Annotated in this window: 20 protein-coding genes and 1 pseudogene; 15 read left to right on the top strand and 6 right to left on the bottom strand. The window is 35.4% G+C overall.

Annotated features, from left to right (window positions below):
• Positions 1–107: 107 nt before the first annotated feature.
• The 5 genes from KDN24_RS23095 (at position 108) to KDN24_RS23075 (ending at position 5,190) form a co-directional block, all read left to right on the top strand.
• Positions 108–1,220, top strand: coding sequence for a tyrosine-type recombinase/integrase (locus KDN24_RS23095; protein WP_409970513.1), 1,113 nt, complete (start codon positions 108–110; stop codon positions 1,218–1,220).
• 13 nt (positions 1,221–1,233) lie between these two features.
• Positions 1,234–3,345: a tyrosine-type recombinase/integrase gene (locus KDN24_RS23090; RefSeq protein WP_409970512.1), complete on the top strand. Its 2,112-nt coding sequence runs from the start codon at positions 1,234–1,236 to the stop codon at positions 3,343–3,345.
• Positions 3,338–3,712, top strand: a complete 375-nt coding sequence (locus KDN24_RS23085; protein ID WP_491348186.1) for a DUF6262 family protein — start codon at positions 3,338–3,340, stop codon at positions 3,710–3,712. The genes KDN24_RS23090 and KDN24_RS23085 overlap by 8 nt, the downstream gene beginning before the upstream one ends.
• A 115-nt stretch (positions 3,713–3,827) precedes the next feature.
• Positions 3,828–4,604, top strand: coding sequence for a DUF3888 domain-containing protein (locus KDN24_RS23080; RefSeq protein WP_491348080.1), 777 nt, complete (start codon positions 3,828–3,830; stop codon positions 4,602–4,604).
• 139 nt (positions 4,605–4,743) lie between these two features.
• Entirely contained in the window at positions 4,744–5,190 is a 447-nt protein-coding gene (locus KDN24_RS23075; RefSeq protein WP_409970505.1) for a hypothetical protein, read from the top strand.
• A 217-nt stretch (positions 5,191–5,407) separates the two neighbouring features.
• Here the strand turns inward: KDN24_RS23075 and KDN24_RS23070 are convergent, their stop codons facing one another.
• Genes KDN24_RS23070 through KDN24_RS23060 form a run of 3 tightly spaced genes read right to left on the bottom strand, consistent with a single transcriptional unit; the run spans position 5,408 to position 7,197 of the window.
• Complete coding sequence (locus tag KDN24_RS23070) at positions 5,408–5,662, bottom strand: hypothetical protein (RefSeq protein ID WP_491348185.1); 255 nt, start codon at positions 5,660–5,662, stop codon at positions 5,408–5,410.
• Positions 5,640–6,377 (bottom strand): ABC transporter substrate-binding protein, encoded by a 738-nt coding sequence (locus KDN24_RS23065; protein ID WP_409973909.1) that lies wholly within the window; start codon positions 6,375–6,377, stop codon positions 5,640–5,642. Before KDN24_RS23065 ends, KDN24_RS23070 begins: the two co-directional genes overlap by 23 nt.
• 28 nt (positions 6,378–6,405) lie before the next feature.
• Entirely contained in the window at positions 6,406–7,197 is a 792-nt protein-coding gene (locus KDN24_RS23060; RefSeq protein ID WP_409973910.1) for an ABC transporter ATP-binding protein, read from the bottom strand.
• A 439-nt stretch (positions 7,198–7,636) separates the two neighbouring features.
• On the opposite strand from KDN24_RS23060, the gene KDN24_RS23055 reads away from it, so the two are divergent.
• Positions 7,637–8,689, top strand: coding sequence for an acyl-CoA dehydrogenase family protein (locus tag KDN24_RS23055; protein ID WP_409973911.1), 1,053 nt, complete (start codon positions 7,637–7,639; stop codon positions 8,687–8,689).
• A gap of 302 nt (positions 8,690–8,991) precedes the next feature.
• Here the strand turns inward: KDN24_RS23055 and KDN24_RS23050 are convergent, their stop codons facing one another.
• Entirely contained in the window at positions 8,992–9,522 is a 531-nt protein-coding gene (locus KDN24_RS23050; RefSeq protein WP_409973912.1) for a CueP family metal-binding protein, read from the bottom strand.
• An 84-nt stretch (positions 9,523–9,606) separates the two neighbouring features.
• On the bottom strand, positions 9,607–9,741 hold the full coding sequence (locus tag KDN24_RS23045) for a hypothetical protein (RefSeq protein WP_409973913.1): 135 nt from the start codon (positions 9,739–9,741) through the stop codon (positions 9,607–9,609).
• Between the two features lie 209 nt (positions 9,742–9,950).
• Between KDN24_RS23045 and KDN24_RS23040 the strand changes: the two are divergent.
• The 5 genes and pseudogenes from KDN24_RS23040 to KDN24_RS23020 form a co-directional block, all read left to right on the top strand.
• Positions 9,951–10,127, top strand: a pseudogene (locus KDN24_RS23040) (aminoglycoside adenylyltransferase domain-containing protein); the annotation flags it as partial.
• Positions 10,128–10,662: 535 nt separating this feature from the next.
• Positions 10,663–11,121 carry a MarR family winged helix-turn-helix transcriptional regulator gene (locus tag KDN24_RS23035; RefSeq protein WP_409973914.1) on the top strand — a complete coding sequence of 153 codons (459 nt, stop codon included), beginning with the start codon at positions 10,663–10,665 and terminating at the stop codon, positions 11,119–11,121.
• Positions 11,105–12,427, top strand: coding sequence for a serine hydrolase domain-containing protein (locus KDN24_RS23030; protein ID WP_409973915.1), 1,323 nt, complete (start codon positions 11,105–11,107; stop codon positions 12,425–12,427). The genes KDN24_RS23035 and KDN24_RS23030 overlap by 17 nt, the downstream gene beginning before the upstream one ends.
• A 212-nt stretch (positions 12,428–12,639) precedes the next feature.
• Entirely contained in the window at positions 12,640–13,188 is a 549-nt protein-coding gene (locus KDN24_RS23025; protein WP_409973916.1) for a hypothetical protein, read from the top strand.
• 186 nt (positions 13,189–13,374) lie between these two features.
• Entirely contained in the window at positions 13,375–14,373 is a 999-nt protein-coding gene (locus tag KDN24_RS23020) for an amino acid--tRNA ligase-related protein (RefSeq protein ID WP_491348184.1), read from the top strand.
• 281 nt (positions 14,374–14,654) lie between these two features.
• On the opposite strand, the gene KDN24_RS23015 is transcribed toward KDN24_RS23020, so the two are convergent.
• Positions 14,655–15,248: a TetR/AcrR family transcriptional regulator gene (locus KDN24_RS23015; protein ID WP_409973917.1), complete on the bottom strand. Its 594-nt coding sequence runs from the start codon at positions 15,246–15,248 to the stop codon at positions 14,655–14,657.
• Between the two features lie 201 nt (positions 15,249–15,449).
• Here KDN24_RS23015 and KDN24_RS23010 point away from each other — a divergent pair, with 201 nt between their 5' ends.
• From KDN24_RS23010 to KDN24_RS22995, 4 genes are read left to right on the top strand one after another with little or no spacing between them, the layout of a single operon-like run.
• Entirely contained in the window at positions 15,450–16,412 is a 963-nt protein-coding gene (locus KDN24_RS23010) for an ABC transporter permease (RefSeq protein WP_409973918.1), read from the top strand.
• A 14-nt stretch (positions 16,413–16,426) separates the two neighbouring features.
• Entirely contained in the window at positions 16,427–17,290 is an 864-nt protein-coding gene (locus KDN24_RS23005; protein WP_409973919.1) for an ABC transporter permease, read from the top strand.
• Positions 17,290–18,297 carry an ABC transporter ATP-binding protein gene (locus KDN24_RS23000; protein ID WP_409973920.1) on the top strand — a complete coding sequence of 336 codons (1,008 nt, stop codon included), beginning with the start codon at positions 17,290–17,292 and terminating at the stop codon, positions 18,295–18,297. The genes KDN24_RS23005 and KDN24_RS23000 overlap by 1 nt, the downstream gene beginning before the upstream one ends.
• Positions 18,266–19,261 (top strand): oligopeptide/dipeptide ABC transporter ATP-binding protein, encoded by a 996-nt coding sequence (locus tag KDN24_RS22995; protein WP_409973921.1) that lies wholly within the window; start codon positions 18,266–18,268, stop codon positions 19,259–19,261. The genes KDN24_RS23000 and KDN24_RS22995 overlap by 32 nt, the downstream gene beginning before the upstream one ends.
• The last annotated feature ends 130 nt before the right edge of the window (positions 19,262–19,391 follow it).

The raw sequence follows: 19,391 nt of genomic DNA, 5'->3' as shown, positions 1-19,391 counted from the left end.
AAAGAGAACATACGTTTGCTACAGCAAGGTGGAGGACGTAGCCCACACCGGGAGGCGTAGTGAGGTCTTTAGACCGAACGTTACTAAATTTTCGGAGGTGAAATGCTATTAGGGTTCAAGAGGTTATCTTGGAGAATAACAGTAAGAGGTACATATTATTGGATCAAAATGGATTCCCTGTAATGCCAGTTATGAAATATATAAAATATTTAGATAAGACAGGGAAAAGTCCTAATACTCAAAAAACATATTGCTATTCCATAAAACATTTTTTCACTTATTTGGAAGAAACAAATATAGATTATTGGTCTATTAGGTTAGAAGATTTAGTAGAGTTTGTGGGTTGGTTAAGAAGTCCTTATGAGAGTTCAAAAGTCACTCCTCTACAAAAAGAGAAAGCAAAGCGAACAGAAAAAACAATTAACCTTACAATTACAGTTATCGCAAACTTCTATGATTACCTCTACCGAAATGAAGAAGTACAAAATGACATGATGGAAAAGTTAATGAGGCAAGTTTTTACAGGAGGACACTCACGCTACAAAAGTTTCTTACATCATGTTAATAAGGACAAGCCGTCAATCAGAAACATACTAAAATTAAATGAACCACGCAAAAGAGTAGAAACACTCTCAAAAGAACAAGTATTACAAGCAACTACTAATATAAGAGATAGGTTCTTAATTCAATTGTTATTTGAAACAGGATTGCGTATTGGTGAAGCTCTCGCTCTTTTCATGGAGGATTTTGTTTATGATCATGGGAAGGGGCATCGGATTCGTTTAGTAGATCGTGGCGAGTTGAAAAATGGTGCTATGTTAAAAACAGGAGAACGAGAAATATATGTGTCACAATCCTTATTGGACTTATATGATGATTACTTGTATGAAGTGATTGACGAATTGGATTTAGATTCAAACTTTGTTTTTGTAAAGTTGCGAGGTAAAGATGTAGGGAAACCAATGGAATACTGGAATGTAGAATCCTTATTTAAGCGTTTAAAAAAGAAAACAGGGATAAACCTACACCCTCATCTATTCCGCCATACTCACGCTACAATCTATTATCAGAAAACGAAGGATATTAAACAAGTGCAAGAACGGTTAGGACACTCACAAATCCAAACAACCATGAACCTATACCTACATCCTTCGAATGAAGATATTCGAGAAGATTGGCAAAAGGCACAATCCGAATTTAACTTAAAGAAAAATAGCTGAAAGGAGTTAATGGATGAAGCAAATAAAGAATGTTCAGGTAAAAGGAATAGGTTTTCATGAAGGTTTACAAAGAGAACTTTCAATGTACTTCGAAAAAACAGTACATGAAGATGGTTCTGTTTCATTTGAAGAAGTAAACAATCCATATTTCTTAATCAACGACATATGGAGTATCTATGATATAGGTAAAATTAAGCAATTTAATAAAATGGTAACGAACTATAAGGATTCACTTAAATTTCTTAAGTTTCAATTCATCAATCCATCTATCAATTTACAAGTGAAATATGTGTATTATAAGAAACTGTTTAATGATTTGTGGTCAATCCAAACTGCATCTGAATATCAAAAATTGTTAAATAACTTGACGAAGTTCTTTAACGAGAAATATCCTAAACTATCATCTTTCTTGGGGTTAGATATTGATAAAGTAGAACGTGAGTATTTGTTTTGGTTGAATGAAATTGGACTGAAGACCCATTTTATTAAAAAACGAGAAATAAGAAAAGATTCTATCATAAAAACACCAGTAGCTAGTTTTTTGAGACTCATTTATAATGCCCTATTACGATTCACTGATAAACGTGAAGAATGGAAAAAAGACAAATGGGATATTCGTAATTTACATGAAAAATACGGTATTTATTACAATAAATCCGATAAAAATTATTTCCTTAATATTTACAATATTGACCCAAGAGTTCGTGAGCAAGTTAAAAAATACTATAAACAACGGTTATTAAGTAAAAATAACTTCTCTTGGAGTACAGCAATAAAATATCTTTATTCTTTATCTGAATTTTTCAAGTTTATCTTCTCTAAGGAAAAATCATGGTTTGATATAAAATCCTTAAAACGTCATCATATTGAAGAGTACGTTGAATACTTACATGAATACGCTAAAAACAATCTAAAACGACGAGACTCGAATCCTGAACTGTATGTATATCAATCATTAACATACTTACAAAAGTTTCTTGAGGATATTCAACGATATGAGTATGAAATGGCTCCCGCCACTCATGTAAGATTGTTAATCTATCCTGAAGATAAGCCTAAAATAAGAAAAAAATCAATTGATGAAATTGATTACATCCCTGACTATGTATTAGAGCAACTCTTTACTCATATTGATGACTTGCATAAAGATGTTATTCCTGTTGTCATGGTTGCATTTAAAACAGGCCTTAGAATTTCCGATGTATTAGGGTTAACTTCTGATTGCTTGGTGAAACTAAATGGTCAATACTCCATTGAAACTGATATTGAAAAAACCTATGTTAAAGGGCACCGAATCCCCATTGATGATGAATTAGCTGGAATCCTTGCGGTTTTGATAGAAAAATCTAAAAAGCATAGCAATCAAGATAACAATCCCGAAGGTTATATTTTCGTTCGTTATCGTGGTCAAAGGAAAGGAAAACCTTTTGATCAAGATTTTATAAGAGTAGAATTAAACGTATTGGCAATGAAAAAGAATATCACTGATGAAAGTGGAATCTTATTTCATTTTAAAACTCACCAATTCCGACATACTTATGGGGTGAAGATGTTAAACGGTGGTGCGGATATACTGACGGTACAGGAGCTTTTAGCACACGCTTCACCAGAAATGACATTAAGGTATGCAAGACTATTAGACGATACGAAAAGAAAGGCATTTGAATCGGTAATCAGGCAAGGAGTTTTCACATTTAACCTAAACGGCGAAGTACAGGAAATCAGGGCAGATGAAGACATACCAACCGATATATTAGATGCCTTATGGCAGGATCACAAGCTGAATGCGATGGACAACCCTTATGGAACATGTCACGCTCGATTAAACGGAAGCTGTCCTTATATGGAAGCCCCACCCTGTCTTACTTGCGGTGACAATCAAACACCATGTAAGGATTTAGCTGTTGGCTTTTCAGAGTTAGATAAGGAAAAATATGAGCTTCACATTAAAACAACTATAAAAGCAATTGAAATAGCAAAACAAAGAGGTCGAAAAGATATAGCTGAGAAAAACGAAAGAAATTTACAACGGTATCAGAACATTTTAAATACCCTTCAAGGAGGAAATATTATCTTTGGTAGACAAGCCCGTATCAAAAGAAATTTAGGTGTTCAAAATGGCTGATCGTTCAGCCCACTTGAAAGCCATTCATGCGATTCGTAGAGCTAACACCTATCAGAAGGTAGACGAAGCCATTAAAAGGCTTATTAAAGCTAATGAAAAAATAAATTTCAACAGTGTATCCAATGAAGCTGGTATATCAAAAGCAACACTGTATAACAACAAGGAATTCCGTTCGAGAATTGAAACATTACGAAATCAGCAATTACAAGTACCTACACCGAAACAAGTAAAACGAGAAATGAACGAAAGCAATAAAGATGCCCTTATCGCCTCACTAAAAAGAAAGAACAAAAAATTGGAGGAAGAAAATAAACAACTCAGAGAGCAACTGAAAGTTGCTTATGCAGATGTTTATAAAAAGTTATAAAGGAGAATAACCTTCTACCCCTCTTCTTCACCTAACGGGCAATTTAGTTGAAGAATAATTTAAAGATTTCAGTGAAAAATACTCATTAATTAAATCTATATTAAAGGAGTTTTCGATGAAGAAATTCCTGGTAATATTATCTGTTGTTCTTCTTAGCATCCATATTAATAACCATCAAGTGGTTGCGGAAAAACTTTCAGGAAATCTTGATGCCCAAAGTGAGCAACCTGATTGTAAACTTATATATGATACATTGATTACATCACTTGAACCATCCATACAAAAGGAAATAATTAATTACTATGGATATCCTAAACAATATGGTTTATATGATGCTAAGATTTTGAGTATCATCAGAGGGCATGAGGGTCAGTTTAGCTTTATTGCAAAAATCCAAGTCACAACATTTGACCATGCACATGACCCTCCTTATGGTAAGGAAACAATGACTTTCAAAATAGACACATTTGGGGTTAAAACAATTAGCTTTCAACATGAGGGAGATAAATTAGAAAAGGATATAAATGAATTTTATAAAGCAACACTTTCAGATATAAAACAGTCTTTTAATTTGAATTCAGAGTCTTACTCTTCTTACACATACAATCAATTGCAATACCAAACAGAAATAAATAAGGAATTTAAATCTTTATTTAATATTGCAGAAGAAATCGTAACAAACGTTTTGCTTCCTGAAAGAGAGATACCCTACAAAAATGTTATTGACCCTGTAACCATTATTAAAGGAAATACAGGTTATATTCTCTTTAAAAAGTCTGATGGTACAAATGTAAATTATCAAGTACAAAAGAAAGATGGTAATTGGATAGTAACAGATAAAAATAGTAAACAAGGTAAGAAAATGGATTATAAATTACCATGGTATGTATGAAAAAAATTAAACCTACTGATTAATTCACTTAAAACGAGGGCTATTCTTCAAGAAGGAGAATAGCTCTTTCTTATTGAAGTATTGGAAGTTTAGTTGAATGTCTCTATGGACAGCTTAAAAACCAAAAGGGAGTGTCCTCATGAAGAAGCTTTACTTAATCATTTTGTCTGTGTTTATTTTTTCAATAGTTCACTTGCAAAATCCAATTCACATCTTGGCTAAAGATAATTATCTATTTCCAGATAATAAGGAAAAGCAATTTATTAGTGCCGAGGAGTATTTTCTTAATGGCAGCCTAACGAATTATACCGAATATAAGGAAGCTGATATAAATTTTCGGCAAAAATTGCTTTACAAGGACTTAAAATCGTTTATCAAATCCAAAGTGACTGATTATTACTACATAAATTTATACAATGTTTATGCCGATCCACATAGTGGAGTTAGTCCTAATCGCCAAGTGTATTTTTATTGTTCCATACTAAACACTGATAAGTCCCTCAAATATAAATATATAATTTTGGATGCAGAAACCTTTAAACAAATAGTAAAAGGTGATGGAACAAGTTTTAAATTTAAGGATTGAATCTTCTTGTACTATTGGGGGAGTTAGTTCAACAAGAAAAGACATAACATATTAGTCATATAAAATATGTTATGTCCTTTATTTTATCTAACTTTTAATAATTTTGGTCTTGATTAATGTAAATGATACTTCTATACCTAACCATTTAATCACTTGCCTTTTCAAAAATGAGGAGTTTCATATACAGGGACAACAATCGATAAGGATATATCCATACTTAAGGCTTCACCTTTTCAAATAATGAATTATCTACAAAATCCTCATAGGATGGTGGGTCTTCCTGTAGTCCCATCTCTATTAGGTTTTTAGTTAATTCAGCATAGTCTTCTTCATGGATTTGCAAATCATCATAGACGATCCACTCAAAGGATAATTCCATTACTTCTTTATTGACTGGCATATACTTTCCTGACATTTCATGGGTATGTTCATCTTTAAGCTCGGCTGTTTTACCAGCTTCTAAATAGTACAAACTCCTCGGCAATTTCCTTTTCTCCATTAATAAAGTCATCGCGAAGGACAAGGGAACAGTCAATGGAGTTTTTCCAAATTTCATTATCTTGATATAGAACCTTTCCATTTTGAATCGCGACGGATGCTGCTCCAAAAGGCTCTGCAACTACATATCCTTTGATTCTTCCTTCTGATAAAGCAGCTGGCATTTCTGCCGGAGCAAGCTCAATCGCATTGACATCAGTGTATTCTAGACCGTTTTGCTTAAGCATTTGATAAAGTAGGATATTGTGAGTAGAAAATTTATGAGGGATGGCAAAATTTTGACCTTTCAAATCTTCGACACTATTAATCTCGTTTCCAACGACAAGAACATTTCCATCACGGTGTCCGAGGGCTACTGCTTTAATATCGATTCCTTGCTCTTTTGCAGCCATTGCCAGTGTGACAAGCATGGAAGCGCCATCAATATTTCCTGTGTTCAATGCATCTATTAACTCTGGCCACGTGCCAAACTTGACAAGCTCCAAATCAAAATTCTCGTATTTCTCTTGTTCTTTTTCTATGAATAGAGGAACGGCATGAGTGATCGGTAAATATCCGATTTTAACCGTTCTTTTTTCCCCTTTTGCACTTCCAGAGGATTTGGTATTTTCAGTTCCTCCACAGGCTGCGAGTATTAATATCATAAGGCTAATCAATAAAGTTAAACTAATTCGGTATGTCTTTTTCATTTTAGGCTCCTATTCTCAAACTTGAAATTTAGCTACTATACTCTAAAACTAGGTCTGATTGATTCATATGAAAATGATCAAAGACGATCCTTCGATAGTTTTGAAATTCTTGATGATTTCTGTCTCTTGGTTTTGAAAGTGAGATTTTTAATTCCTTTTGAACATGTCCAGGATTCGACTGCATAATATAGACCCGGTCAGACAAATAAATCGCCTCATCGATATCATGAGTGACTAAAACCATTGTTGTCTTTTCTGCATGTTGAATGCGAAGAAGTTCATTTTGAAGGTTATAGCGGTTAAATGTATCTAAAGCAGCAAAGGGCTCATCTAGCAAGATGACTTCTGGCTGTAGGCTAAGCGCTCTTGCAATTCCGACTCGTTGTTTCATTCCTCCTGACAACTCATTTGGGAGCAGTCCTTCCTTTCCACTTAACCCTACTAAGTCCAGATAATGAAGGGCTCTTTCTTTTCGCTCTGCTGCACTCAGCTTCAATCCTTCAAGCCCTAATTCCACATTCTTTATTACCGATCTCCAGGGCAATAGTCCGTAGTCTTGAAAAAGCATTACACATTTTCGACTAGGTTGATTAACAGTATTTCCATCAAGCAAAACTTGACCTTCGTCAGCTTTCTCAAAGCCACCGATGATATTGAGAAGGGTGCTTTTTCCACAGCCGCTTTCCCCTAGTATTGAGACTATTTCTCCTCGGTTTATATCCAAAGATATTTGTTGTAATACTTGATTACGGATATTTTTATGATGAAAGCTTATACTCACTTGTTTTATTTGGATGAGCGGTCTGCTTCCCGAACCCATGACTTTTCCCCCTTAAGCATCTGAAACATCAATATTTAATATTTTCTTCATATAAACTCTAGTACATTTTACTAATATACCTAGCCTTTTCCAATTCAAAAAACCTATCATATATGCACATTGCTATGCGAAAAATCTATAAATACATATAGAGCTTGTCTAATAAGTAGGGATTTCTCTAGATGAAGAGACAGTTATTAAAGCCCGTCAAGCCGCGAACCCCAATTTGATTCACACCGCAACTGACAACTGAAAAATAACATCAGAAACGGCCTTACATCACCCGTGATGTGTTTTTTTGATGATTGAGTTTTTGGGTATTTAAGTATTTTATTGTTTTCTTTACCAAGATGTATTACCATGTCGTTAAACCAACTAAATAGGTGGGAATTTATAAAGTTCGTAAATTGATAGCTTTGAAGATTCGGAGTGGTTAATGATGAGTAGGATCGAAAACAAAAATGAAACACTTGTAGGATTGATTGATGAGTACTTAAAACCTTATGTGAAAAAAATTGAATCTGGTGACTATTATGCAGAACGCTTCCTTAAGAAGCTTGGTGAAGTGGGTTTGTTGTCCTCTTCAGGTAAGACAGACAAAGAAATATTAAAGGACGGCATGAAATTAGTTGAAGAAATTGCCCTCGTGTGTATGACGACTGCCTTTTGTCTCTGGTGCCACCTTGGGGCCTTGATCTTTCTTCGCAAAACAGATAATAGGGCTTTAAGAACTAAGTTTTTGACTCCTCTTGAAAAGGGTGAAATTCTAGGAGGAGTAGGCATTTCCAACGCAATGAAATATTTTGCTGGTCTTGAAAATCTACATTTAAGCGCTCAGCCAACGGAGAACGGCTACCTAATTTCAGGCACATTACCTGCCGTTTCGAATTTGGGAGAGGATCACTGGTTTGGAATTATTGCAAGTGTGGGTGAGAATGAGAAAGTGGCGTTGTTCGTATCTGCCAAGGCTAATGGTCTAAAATTAAAGGAGCAAGTGGACTATCTTGGTGCAAACGGAAGTGCTACTTATTCTTGTATATTTAATGATGTATTCGTACCTAACGATAATGTATTAGCGAACAATGCTGCTTCATTTGCAGAACAGATCCGTCCAGCTTTTGTCGCCAATCAAATTCCTCTAAGTCTTGGTATTATTGGGGCATCCATTGCTTCTATTGAGAAAATGACTTCAAGGCAGAATGGATGTAACCGTTTCTTAAAAATACAACCCCACGATTTACAGGAATCCTTAAGTGAAATTAAGAAAAAGCTAGCAGAAGCTGTCAGTATGGATGAACTGAAATGGAACGAGATTGCCGAGCATCGTCTAAAAACCGCCTATCTCGCTTTAGAGGCTGTCCAAGCTTGTATGCTTCATCATGGAAGTGCAGGGTACTTGAGAGATTGCGCCCCTGCAAGAAGACTTCGTGAAGCCTATTTCTATGCTAATTTAACCCCAACCATGAAGCATTTGGAGAAGATGCTTCAATAGTTTATGAGCAGGGGACGGTTCTTCTTCTTTCATCGGAACATTAGAATCGTTCGAGGTCACTGAAAAAGTCTCCTTTTTAAGTGAAATTTTCGTATGGTCGCCAAGACCTTTTTGTATTTTGTGAAAAAATGGTGATAAATCTTAAAAGAAACAAGTTTGAAGAGGATAATACGTCTAATATGGTACCTGTAGTTGGGGCGACGTTCTACCCCGACTACCGTAATCATATGACCATATAGAAAAGGTCAACCAGAAAAATAGTTTAATAAAATCTGAAAAAGCAAGCACCTATATAGGTGCCTTTAGGTTAACTGCATAGTTGTAATACAAGTACCGTCATTCTCAAAAGTTGAAATTTCTGATTCAGATACTTTTCCATCATATTTAATTTTTACTTGATATGTTTTATCTCTTGGGAGCCATAAATCGAAAAAACCATTAGATTGGGCTTTTACCTTTTCGTCCAAAATCACATTACCTTCTGTATCTTCAATGTATACATCAAACTCTTTATCAGCTAATTCACCTTGACAACCTGTCAAGCTATGATTCGTTCAAGGGTGGGTTTGGTCAACGTAAGGCGCAATCGAAACGAAAAAATCTTCTTCAGATAAGTCATAGACAAATTTGTCTCCATCTGCTTTATTTACAATTAGCTGTTGAGAAGTAATTGAAGCAGACTCACTCTTATTAGTCGCTCCACTGTAATCACTCACTAATTCTTTGATGTTTTCAACTTTTAACGCAACGTCGTCATTTGAACTGGTTTCTCCACAACCAACTAATAGAATAGAAGTAAGCGAAACAGCTAAAAGTGTTGTTTTTATCTTCATCCTTGTTCCTCCCTTATTATTCAATGACATAGAGAACCTTATCAAATAAATATGGAGAAATTATGGAGAAACAATAATAAAAACTTAAATGGAATAAAATGAACATGGAAAATTAAAAAGGATGACGGCAAAGTACACTACAAATCCAATAACGACAAGGTTTATTAGGAATCCAAAAAGACCATAACCCATCATTCCAAATCCATGTACTCCCATCATCTCGAATCACCTCTTGGTTAGAATTTATTCATCATACTTGGTGGGCTACCATTTTCCATAATCCCGCCTTCTCCATGGCATGCCTGATACATATCTAGTAGCTCTTTGTCGTTGAAGTTAGGATGCATTTTCTGCATATACGGCTTCATTTCTTCAAAGTTCAAAAATCCATTCCCAGTCCTTGTGCAAATGCATAAGTTCCTACCCAAGATGTGGCTGCTAAATGGGCTATACCTCTGCTACCTAATGAACATGCGACTTTACTCGATTTAGCCAGAAAAGCCTATCGAGGAGAGTATGTTGATAAGTGGGAAGGAATGGAGTCCGAGGTGATAGCCCTAGTTGACTATATGAAAAACTCTATAGAGTCTTATCTTAGTATTTAATTGCCATTTAAGCTGATGTGATGAAAAAAGAAGAAGTGAACTCAATGGTTGAAGAAGCTCTTTCTACATTTAGCGGTTGATGTGTTGGTAAATAATGCTGGCGGTGGTATCCGGCAAAGCACATTTATGGATAAAAGGTTAAACAACAAATTATTTGTGTACCACTAACAAAACACGGATTCAAATGGCTTTTCGTCACACAAGAGCTGATAAGAAAATGGGGTTGTCCACTTTTGGGACATCCCCGTTTTGAGCTTTAATCCTAACCTGTGTGGTGTATATCGCTTCGGTTCCCAACAAATTATCTAATAATCTTTTCCCAAGTAAGAGCACTTTGTTCTCTTACGGAATCTATCTATATATGACGATTGCCATTATTTGTTTGGCTGCTCTTTGGAAAGTAGCTTTCAAAAAGATTCCGAGAAAGGAATAAACTTTTTTCACCAATCTACATACCCAGAGTAAAGGTTTATATTTGACAAAATGATTTATGTTGTTTTATATTTTAGTTACATAAACAATTAAGGTGATTAAAATGAATAAAGAAATTAAACAAATTGTTGATGACATTAGTCAATATTCTTATGAAATGAATGCAAAATTAGTGAAAGCACAAGAAGCTTTGTTTGAAGATGATTTATCAACGAAGCAAACGATGGTACTTGATTTTGTACAAAAGAATGGAAGATGTATGATGGGCGATATTGCGCACTATATGGAGAGTTCTCCTAGTGCCGTAAGTCAAATAGTTTCAAGACTTGAAAAAGAAAATTATCTCAAGCGCGACATTAACCCAAACAATCGCCGAGAAGTGGTTGTCATGATGGCTGAACGCGGAAAAGCATATTATCATCGAGAAGAACAAATTAACGAGCTCATTATTGAAAAAATTTATAGCAAAATGCCAGTGAAAGATTTAGAGCAACTGCGTAGTTTAATTCTACGCTTGCATCAAATTGTTGAGGAGGTAATGACAAATGATGGATTGGAATAAGGTAAAAGAACAGCTTGAAAACACGTTTAATGGTACTGTACTACTTGCACAAGACGAGACAATTTTATTACAAGGTGCCTATGGCGAAGCTTCTATTCAAACACATGCCCCAATGCAACTTCATCAATATTTTAACTTAGCTTCCGTATCAAAACCCATTACAGCATTGGGTATTTTACTATTAGTACAAGAAAATAAAATTACATTAGATGATGATATTAACCAATGGTTCGGTAAATTGCCTTACACTAATATTACTGTGCGACACTTATTACAACATACATCAGGTCTGCCTGATTATATGGAATTGTTTACAGAGCATTGGGACGAAACAACATTTGCGACAAATGAAGATGTACTGCAGCTATTAACTCAATATGCGCCACCTCGCCTTTTTGAAGCAGGTGAACGAATGGAATACAGCAATACAGGATATGTGTTACTCGCTCTTTTAATCGAGCGTGTGACTAATCAAAGTTTTTCTAACTATATGACAGAGGCTATTTTTAAACCGCTAAATATGACCCACACAACTGTAACTTCATTAACTTTTACAGAACAAAATACGAATGAAATTGCACATGGCTATGTGTATGATGTGTATGCTGGTCACCATGTTAATCCTGCTGAATTTGCAGAAACGAAAGGTACTACCTGCTTGAATTATATTACTGGTGATGGGGGGATCTATTCAACGGTAGAGGATTTATGGAAATTAGGTCGTGCTATCATTTATGCACAGCTTTGGAATGAAGCATTACTTATGCAAGCCTTTATTCCATCGACACAAACGGTAGAACAACCTTTTGCTTACGGTTTGGGCTGGTTTATTAATGAAGATCAACAACTGGGAAAATGCGTATGGCATAGCGGAGGCTGGCCTGGCTATGCAACTACATTTAAAATTTATCTGCATGCTAAAACTATCTTTGTCTTTTTACGAAGCAAAGAACAAGAATTAGAATATGAATTAGCGATCGGGGAAGCGATTGAACAAACACTTATCACAAATGAATTCCAGTTACCGAAAAAGCCTAAGCAAATAAAAGCTGTCCATTTACCATCCGAAACTTTACAGCGCTATGAAGGCAAATACCAACTGCAAGAACACCCTGAACATGTGATTGAAGTAGCTTTACTAGAAGATAATCACTTATATATTTTCTTACCAAGTACAATGCCACTTGAGTTACATGCGGTTAAAGAAGATGAGTTTTTCTTACGTAGTTTAGGCATTCTAGTGACGATTAAACAAAACACATTAACTGTTATCGATGGAAATCAAAAAACAATCGCAATAAAATAATATCAACTTTGATGTATTAAGAAGTTGTAGTTTTAAGATAAAGTCACAATGCTTCCAAAAAAATGTGGAGTTTTACCCCTTTGGATATGGTTATCTAAAGGGGTGTTTTTTTTACACTAATTGGATTGTTTCGACTAACATTCAAGGATTTTTTCCAGATATATGTTAATATGAACATGAATTCAGAATTTTTCAAAGAGAGGAGATCTAATATGAAATTTCTTTCCGTTGTAGTTCTGATGGGGATTTTATTAACGGGGTGTCAGGACACTAAAAACGGGACACTTGATACATCGAAATTAAATAAAATAGAGATGGAAGATTTAACAGAGCAACAGCAAGAAAAGATACCTATTTCCTATGAAGCATCCTCTTTAAAAGCAGGATTGGTGGCTCTTCCGTTTGAAATAAAATTACCTAAAAAACTACCTTTTGAATCAACACCTTTCCAGCCACCAACATTTATGGATTTTAAACACGATGGTAAGGTTTTTATGGTAGAGTTTAAATCTTTCTCAAAAAACAAAGATGAGAAAATCTTATTAATAATTTCTGTTTCTAACATCGAGAGTAACATCGATACCTCCAATACGGAACCTATTGAACTTAAAGGTGATATTGTGGCTATTTATTCAGGTAAGGCTTTGTCTTTTAGCAAAGATAAAATATCTTATTCTATCCTATATATGAACAATAATATTTCTAATAAACAACATAAAAAAGATATTATCGAAATTGCTAATCAAATGATAATCGAGTAAGAGGGAGTGCTTAATCTCGACTTCTCATACCACCTTTCTTTTATATACTGACCCAAAACAAATGAGAAAACACTGCGAATTGAGCGTTATATATTTCTTGGGAAAGCCTTAAGAACTTTACCAGAGAATTGGCATGGTTTAAGTACTATTGAAACTCGATATAGGCAACGTTATTTAGATTTAATCATGACAAAGGAAACGCAAAGTCGTTTTATAGCAAGAACGAAAATGGTGCGTGCCAATCGGAGATTCTTTGAGGACCAAAATTTCTATGAGGTTGTAACTCCTGTATTACATCATACTTCACTGGGTGCATTAGCTAAGCCTTTTAGGACTTATCATAATTCTTTAAACACAGAATTAAACTTACGAATTGCCCCAGAAACCTATTTAAAAAGATTAATTGTAGGTGGATTTACGAAAGTATTTGAAATTGCAAAGTGTTTTAGAAATGAAGGAATCAGTCCTCAGCACCTTCAGGAATTTACAATGGTAGAAGGCTATGCTGCATACTGGAATTATAAAGATACAATGAAATTTATGAGAAATATGGTTCTCTTTGTTATTGAACAAACATTTAACACAACTATCATTACCATACAGGGTCAACTGGTTGATTTTTCATTAGATTGGGACATTATTTCGTTCAGGGATTTAATCTTAAAGGACACAGGGATTGATATTGACCTTTATCCTGATGTTAAAGGTTTATACCAAGAAACGAAAAGGAAAAATATTGATTTAGAACATTTGGATATTGAATCTTTAGGAAGAGGCAATTTCATTGATCTACTATATAAGAAAGTGAGCCGACCTCAAATTGTAAACCCGACATTTTTAATCCAGCACCCTATCGATTTATCTCCATTAGCTAGGGCTAATGATATTGACCCTACTCTAACAGATCGATTCCAGTTAGTAGTTAACGGTGCTGAAATAATAAATGCGTATTCAGAGTTAGTAGATCCTCTTGAACAAAGAAGACGGCTGGAAGCTCAAGCCCTTCTCAAGAGTAATGGGGATTTAGAAGCTATGGAGATGGATGAAGATTATCTAACTGCAATGGAATATGGGATGCCCCCTATTTCTGGATGGAGATTTGGAATTGAACGCTTGTTAATGGTACTAACAAATAGTGATACAATTAAGGATTGTGTTTTGTTTCCATTGACTAAAAAACTGTAGAATTTGCTCATAAGGTATGATGTGATCTGAGTTATCTCCTATTATTTGATTCATAGATACAAGTTCTTATTGAACAAAAGGTTGCGTTTCTACGTTATAGTGGAAACGCTATTTTAATATAGTGAAGGTGAGAGACAATTAAGGGAATTATCACAAGGAGTGTTAATTCCCTTTTTAAGATTATTAAATGAATTGGATCATTAGAAAATAGGGTAGTTCTGATAGTGAATAAAAATGTGGCTTGTTTTAATAATTATTATTGCATTGTTGGTGAGCCCTTATTAATCCTTCAGAATACCATTAAGAAATATATCCTTATAATACTTTTGCTTGATTTCCAATCGTTCATTTTCATCTGTAATATTGTTCTCTCTAAAGTAGTTCAATATATTAAACATGGATGTAGCGTATAAATGGAAAATAAATTGAATGTCAACAGTATCCTTTAATTTGCCAGCATTTTTGTACTCCATTAGTTCATCCATTAAAGGCGCATCCAGTTCCTTGCTATATTCGCCAAAATAAAACTTTTGCATTACTTCCATGGGGACTTTATACCATGTCCGATTAAATTCAATCTCAATTTTTGTACATACTTCCTCGATAGGAACCGTTTCTTTCCCGAATAAGATACTGCTTGTTTTCTCCTTTTGCTTATCCATATATTTCTTTTCAATGCAATTGAAAAAGTATAAATACAAATCATCTTTGTCATAAAAATATTGATAGAAACTGCCAATCGAAATGCCGGCATTTTTTGCAATATCCCTAATGTTTACATCCTCATAATTCTCCGTAATAAAAATTTCATATGTAGCGTCCATAATTCTTTGTTTTTTTTCAGGTGGTAAATTGAAGTAAGTTTGCTTTGGCATAGAGATCCTCCTCGGTTATAGTCAGTTAATTAAAAGTATACACACTTAAAAAATAATTTAAAATAATCTGAATACTTGTTGACACCACTAAATAATGTTGCTAATATTTTCAGTATAATATGAACACGTTCATATGTGGAGAGAAAAAAATCACAAGAATCCATATTTACTAGATAAAAATACACTATAGGGGGGAAACGAGTGAAAAGATATGTGACTAGAAGACTATTAATGGGGCTATTAACCATTTTGGTGGTATTTTCAATCAATTTCATTATTATCAAGATAGCTCCTGGAGATCCCATTTCAACGATTATGGGTAAAGATAATGATGATCCTGTTTTAAGAGCAGCTTTGGAACAAAAATATGGTTTTGATAAACCAATGGTAACCCAGTATGCTGTTTATCTGAAAAACGCCATAACTGGAGACCTAGGAACATCAATAATTTACAACAAGCAGGTCATCACAATGATAACTGAGAGAATTGCCCCAACTCTTTTATTGGTACTTACTGCTGCGGTTTTGGCGCTAATAATTGGAACATTGATGGGGATGTACGCAGCAAAAAACGAAGGATCCAAAATTGACGTCTTCTTTTCAGGGGTAGCCTATATTTTTAATTCCATGCCCGCTTTTTGGCTTGGTTTGATGCTAATTATTGTCTTTTCATCCATTCTCGGTCTTCTTCCCTCCTACGGAATGATTAATACCCGGGAAGCACATACCGGATTCGATTACATTATCGATGTAATCGTCCATATGGTTTTGCCTGTGGGTACATTATTGCTAGTGGAAATTCCAATTTATTTTCGAATTGCAAAATCCTCCATCTTACAAGTAACGAATGAGGATTTTATTGTCACCTTACGGGCGACAGGAATGAGCGAGAGAAAAATTTTCAATAAATATATACTCCGGAACGCCATTTTACCTACTATCACCATTTTTGGCATTTCGATGGCCTATTTAATTACAGGGGTTGCTTTGATAGAAACCGTCTTTGCCTGGCCGGGAACCGGCAGCTTAATGCTTACTGCCATCACTCAGCGGGATTATCCCACTTTGATGGGAATCTATCTGGTTATGTCAATTTCAGTAGCGGTTGTCATGGTGTTGGTAGATATCATTTATGCCGCATTAGACCCGAGAATCCGATTCTAAAGGGGGGACTTATTATGTTGAGTGTTAAAAGGAATACTTATACAACTATTAAAGTAATCAACAGTGACATACAGCTTAAGTTAGGAGTGTGTGGCATACTCTTTCTACTACTTGTTGTCATTTTTTCACCGATTATTGCTCCGTTTAACCCATATCACTTTGGCCAAAATATTTTAAATGGTGTAGGAGTGAATGGACATTTACTTGGAACTAATCATCTAGGTCAAGATATTTTCAGTATGATTATCTATGGGGCAAGGACCTCTCTGATGGTAGCCGTTATTTCTGCTCTCATTTCTGCCGTGTTAGGAATATTAATTGGCGGTATCGCTGGCTATTTTGGCGGTAAGTTAGATTTGATTGTTACAGAATGTATTAATGCATTCATGATGGTACCGACGTTTTTTCTAATCCTTCTAGTAATCGCACTTTTTGATAATAGTATTACGAATGTCATGATTGTAATAGGTCTTACTACTTGGCCAAGTAATGCCAAATTGATTAGGGCACAGGCTCTTTCACTAAGGGAAAGGACATTTGTAAAGAGCGCTATTGCTATGGGAGAAAGTAAGTCTCAAATTTTATTCAAATACATTATTCCAAATGGTATTTTTCCGGTCGTGGCAAATACGACAATCGGCATGTCAAATGCGATTTTAACGGAAGCGGGGCTCAGCTTTTTAGGGCTCGGTGATCCTAACGTAATTAGCTGGGGACAAATGATCTTTACTGGTAAGCAATATATAACTACAGCCTGGTGGATTGCGACTTTTGCTGGAGTGGCGATTGTTCTGACAGTAACAGTGTTTTATTTGCTGGGTGATGGGTTAAACCATGTTCTGAACCCGAAACATAGCAACAGGAAGGGTGGGGAATAATGGTTCATATTTTGGAGATCAACAATTTTAGTGTGACATATAAGAATAAAAGCAAAAAGGTATACGCTGTAAAAAACGTCAACTTAAAAATGAAAAAGGGTGACTCTTTAGGCATTGTGGGAGAGTCTGGTTCAGGTAAATCTACTTTAGCGATGGCGCTATTAAGGTTGCTACCGGAAAAGAGTACGCAGATTACAGGAATTGCTAATTTTATCGATAAAGATTTAGTTCAATTAAATAAGAAAGAATTGAGAAACATTAGGTGGAGGGAGCTAGCGGCTGTTTTTCAAAAATCTATGAATTCTCTCAGCCCAGTACATCGAATTGGTAAACAAATAGAAGATATTTATAGGGTGCATAAACCGAATGCGAGCAAGGAAGAGATATTTAGTCGGATAACATACTTACTCCGATTGGTAAATCTTTCGGAGAGAGTCTATTCAATGTATCCTCATGAATTGTCTGGTGGCATGCTGCAAAGAGTGTCGATCGCGATAAGTCTAATCCACAATCCAAAATTATTAATTATGGATGAAGCAACGACTGCTCTTGATGTAGTAACACAAGGCCAAATATTGGATGAAATTGTAAAAATGGAACAAACCTTGGATGTAACGAGGATTATGATTACCCATGACATATCGGTGGTAGCTGCTTCCTGCAATAAAATTGCCGTCATGTATGCTGGGGAATTCATGGAATCGGGATATGTGAAGGATGTTCTAAAGAATCCAAAACACCCTTATACAAGGGGGCTTTTGTCCTCTTTTCCTTCACTCAAGGGCGAGAAATCGAAATTAACTAGTATTGGCGGCTATCTACCGGATCTCTCAAAGATACATGAGGGTTGTATTTTTGCTCCAAGATGCCAATATGCTACGGAAAAATGTATACATGAGAAGCCGGTTGGTGAGGAAATGCCGGATGAGAGCACAGTATGGTGTCATTTGTATTCAAACGGAGGTGAGCTAATAAGTGAGGAAAGACAGCCCATATATAAAGATTGAACAAATCTCCATGTGGTATCCACAAAAATCTAAAAATCTTTTAAAGACGTTCCGGGAGGAAAAGAAATGGATAAAGGCAGTAGATCAAGTTTCGTTTGAACTTGAACGCGGGGAAATCTTAGGGGTAATTGGCGAAAGTGGTTGTGGAAAAACCACTTTAGGCAAGGTGCTCGCTAGGCTTGAAAACCCGACACATGGCGATGTATACATTGATAGTGTCTCGACCAAAGAACTAATGCAGAAGGATACTAAAAAATTTAGAAGAATGGTGCAAATCGTCTTTCAAAATCCATTTGATACATTTACTCCAAGAGATACAATCGAAAAGATATTAATGAGACCTCTAAAAATTCATGGAATTGGAAAAACGATTGAAGAAAGAAGAGAAATTTGTATAAAGACATTGGAATCAGGTGGTCTTCGGCCGGCAGAGGAGATCATGAAGAGATACCCCCATGAACTATCGGGAGGTCAGCTACAACGAATATCCATCCTGCGTTCCATGCTTTTTGAACCAAAATTTATCATTGCAGATGAACCAGTTTCAATGTTGGATGTTTCAGTCCGTGCCGAGATTATCAACATGCTTCTATCCTTAAGTAAAGAAAAGAATGCGACAGTTATTTTTATCAGTCATGATATTGCTTTGACACGATACATTTCAGACAAAATAGCTGTCATGTATTTAGGTAAGGTAGTGGAGTATGGGGATAGTGATACAATCATAAACGATCCGAAGCACCCATATACCCAAGCTTTAATTTCCAATTGTTCATCAACCGATCCAGAAGAAATAAAGGAAATAATAAAAATTCAGGGAGAACCGCCTACCCCGGTTAATCCAGGGCCAGGTTGCTATTTTGCTCCACGGTGCTTTAAGGCTTCAGAGGAATGTTTTCAAAAATATCCGGCCGCTATAGAAGTCAGTAAAGGACATCTAGTAGCCTGTGATAGATTGAATTAAATAGAGTAAAAGGATAATAACGTGGAAGGAGCTGATTATGGGGCAAGATTATCAACTAGTAAAGGGTTGGAGGTTGAAGAAAGATTTTCGTCCTTTCATTAGGGTTAAGCAAATGTCTTTAGTAGTAATT

Source organism: Cytobacillus sp. Bva_UNVM-123 (assembly GCF_046351715.2).
GTDB lineage: Bacteria > Bacillota > Bacilli > Bacillales > Cytobacillaceae > Cytobacillus.
The sequence above is the reverse complement of the archived record's forward strand: the minus strand, read 5'-3'. Positions and strand labels throughout refer to the sequence as shown.

What these genes read in the sequence shown, in the direction of transcription:
- KDN24_RS23005 (WP_409973919.1), top strand. Translation starts at nt 16,427, where the DNA reads ATGTTGAGTGTTAAAAGGAATACTTATACAACTATTAAAGTAATCAAC.
- KDN24_RS23025 (WP_409973916.1), top strand. Translation starts at nt 12,640, where the DNA reads ATGAAATTTCTTTCCGTTGTAGTTCTGATGGGGATTTTATTAACGGGG.
- KDN24_RS23045 (WP_409973913.1), bottom strand. Translation starts at nt 9,741, where the DNA reads ATGATGGGAGTACATGGATTTGGAATGATGGGTTATGGTCTTTTTGGA.
- KDN24_RS23060 (WP_409973910.1), bottom strand. Translation starts at nt 7,197, where the DNA reads ATGGGTTCGGGAAGCAGACCGCTCATCCAAATAAAACAAGTGAGTATA.
- KDN24_RS23000 (WP_409973920.1), top strand. Translation starts at nt 17,290, where the DNA reads ATGGTTCATATTTTGGAGATCAACAATTTTAGTGTGACATATAAGAAT.
- KDN24_RS23085 (WP_491348186.1), top strand. Translation starts at nt 3,338, where the DNA reads ATGGCTGATCGTTCAGCCCACTTGAAAGCCATTCATGCGATTCGTAGA.
- KDN24_RS23020 (WP_491348184.1), top strand. Translation starts at nt 13,375, where the DNA reads ATGACAAAGGAAACGCAAAGTCGTTTTATAGCAAGAACGAAAATGGTG.
- KDN24_RS23055 (WP_409973911.1), top strand. Translation starts at nt 7,637, where the DNA reads ATGAGTAGGATCGAAAACAAAAATGAAACACTTGTAGGATTGATTGAT.
- KDN24_RS23030 (WP_409973915.1), top strand. Translation starts at nt 11,105, where the DNA reads ATGATGGATTGGAATAAGGTAAAAGAACAGCTTGAAAACACGTTTAAT.
- KDN24_RS23075 (WP_409970505.1), top strand. Translation starts at nt 4,744, where the DNA reads ATGAAGAAGCTTTACTTAATCATTTTGTCTGTGTTTATTTTTTCAATA.
- KDN24_RS23035 (WP_409973914.1), top strand. Translation starts at nt 10,663, where the DNA reads ATGAATAAAGAAATTAAACAAATTGTTGATGACATTAGTCAATATTCT.
- KDN24_RS23065 (WP_409973909.1), bottom strand. Translation starts at nt 6,377, where the DNA reads ATGAAAAAGACATACCGAATTAGTTTAACTTTATTGATTAGCCTTATG.
- KDN24_RS23090 (WP_409970512.1), top strand. Translation starts at nt 1,234, where the DNA reads ATGAAGCAAATAAAGAATGTTCAGGTAAAAGGAATAGGTTTTCATGAA.
- KDN24_RS23080 (WP_491348080.1), top strand. Translation starts at nt 3,828, where the DNA reads ATGAAGAAATTCCTGGTAATATTATCTGTTGTTCTTCTTAGCATCCAT.
- KDN24_RS23015 (WP_409973917.1), bottom strand. Translation starts at nt 15,248, where the DNA reads ATGCCAAAGCAAACTTACTTCAATTTACCACCTGAAAAAAAACAAAGA.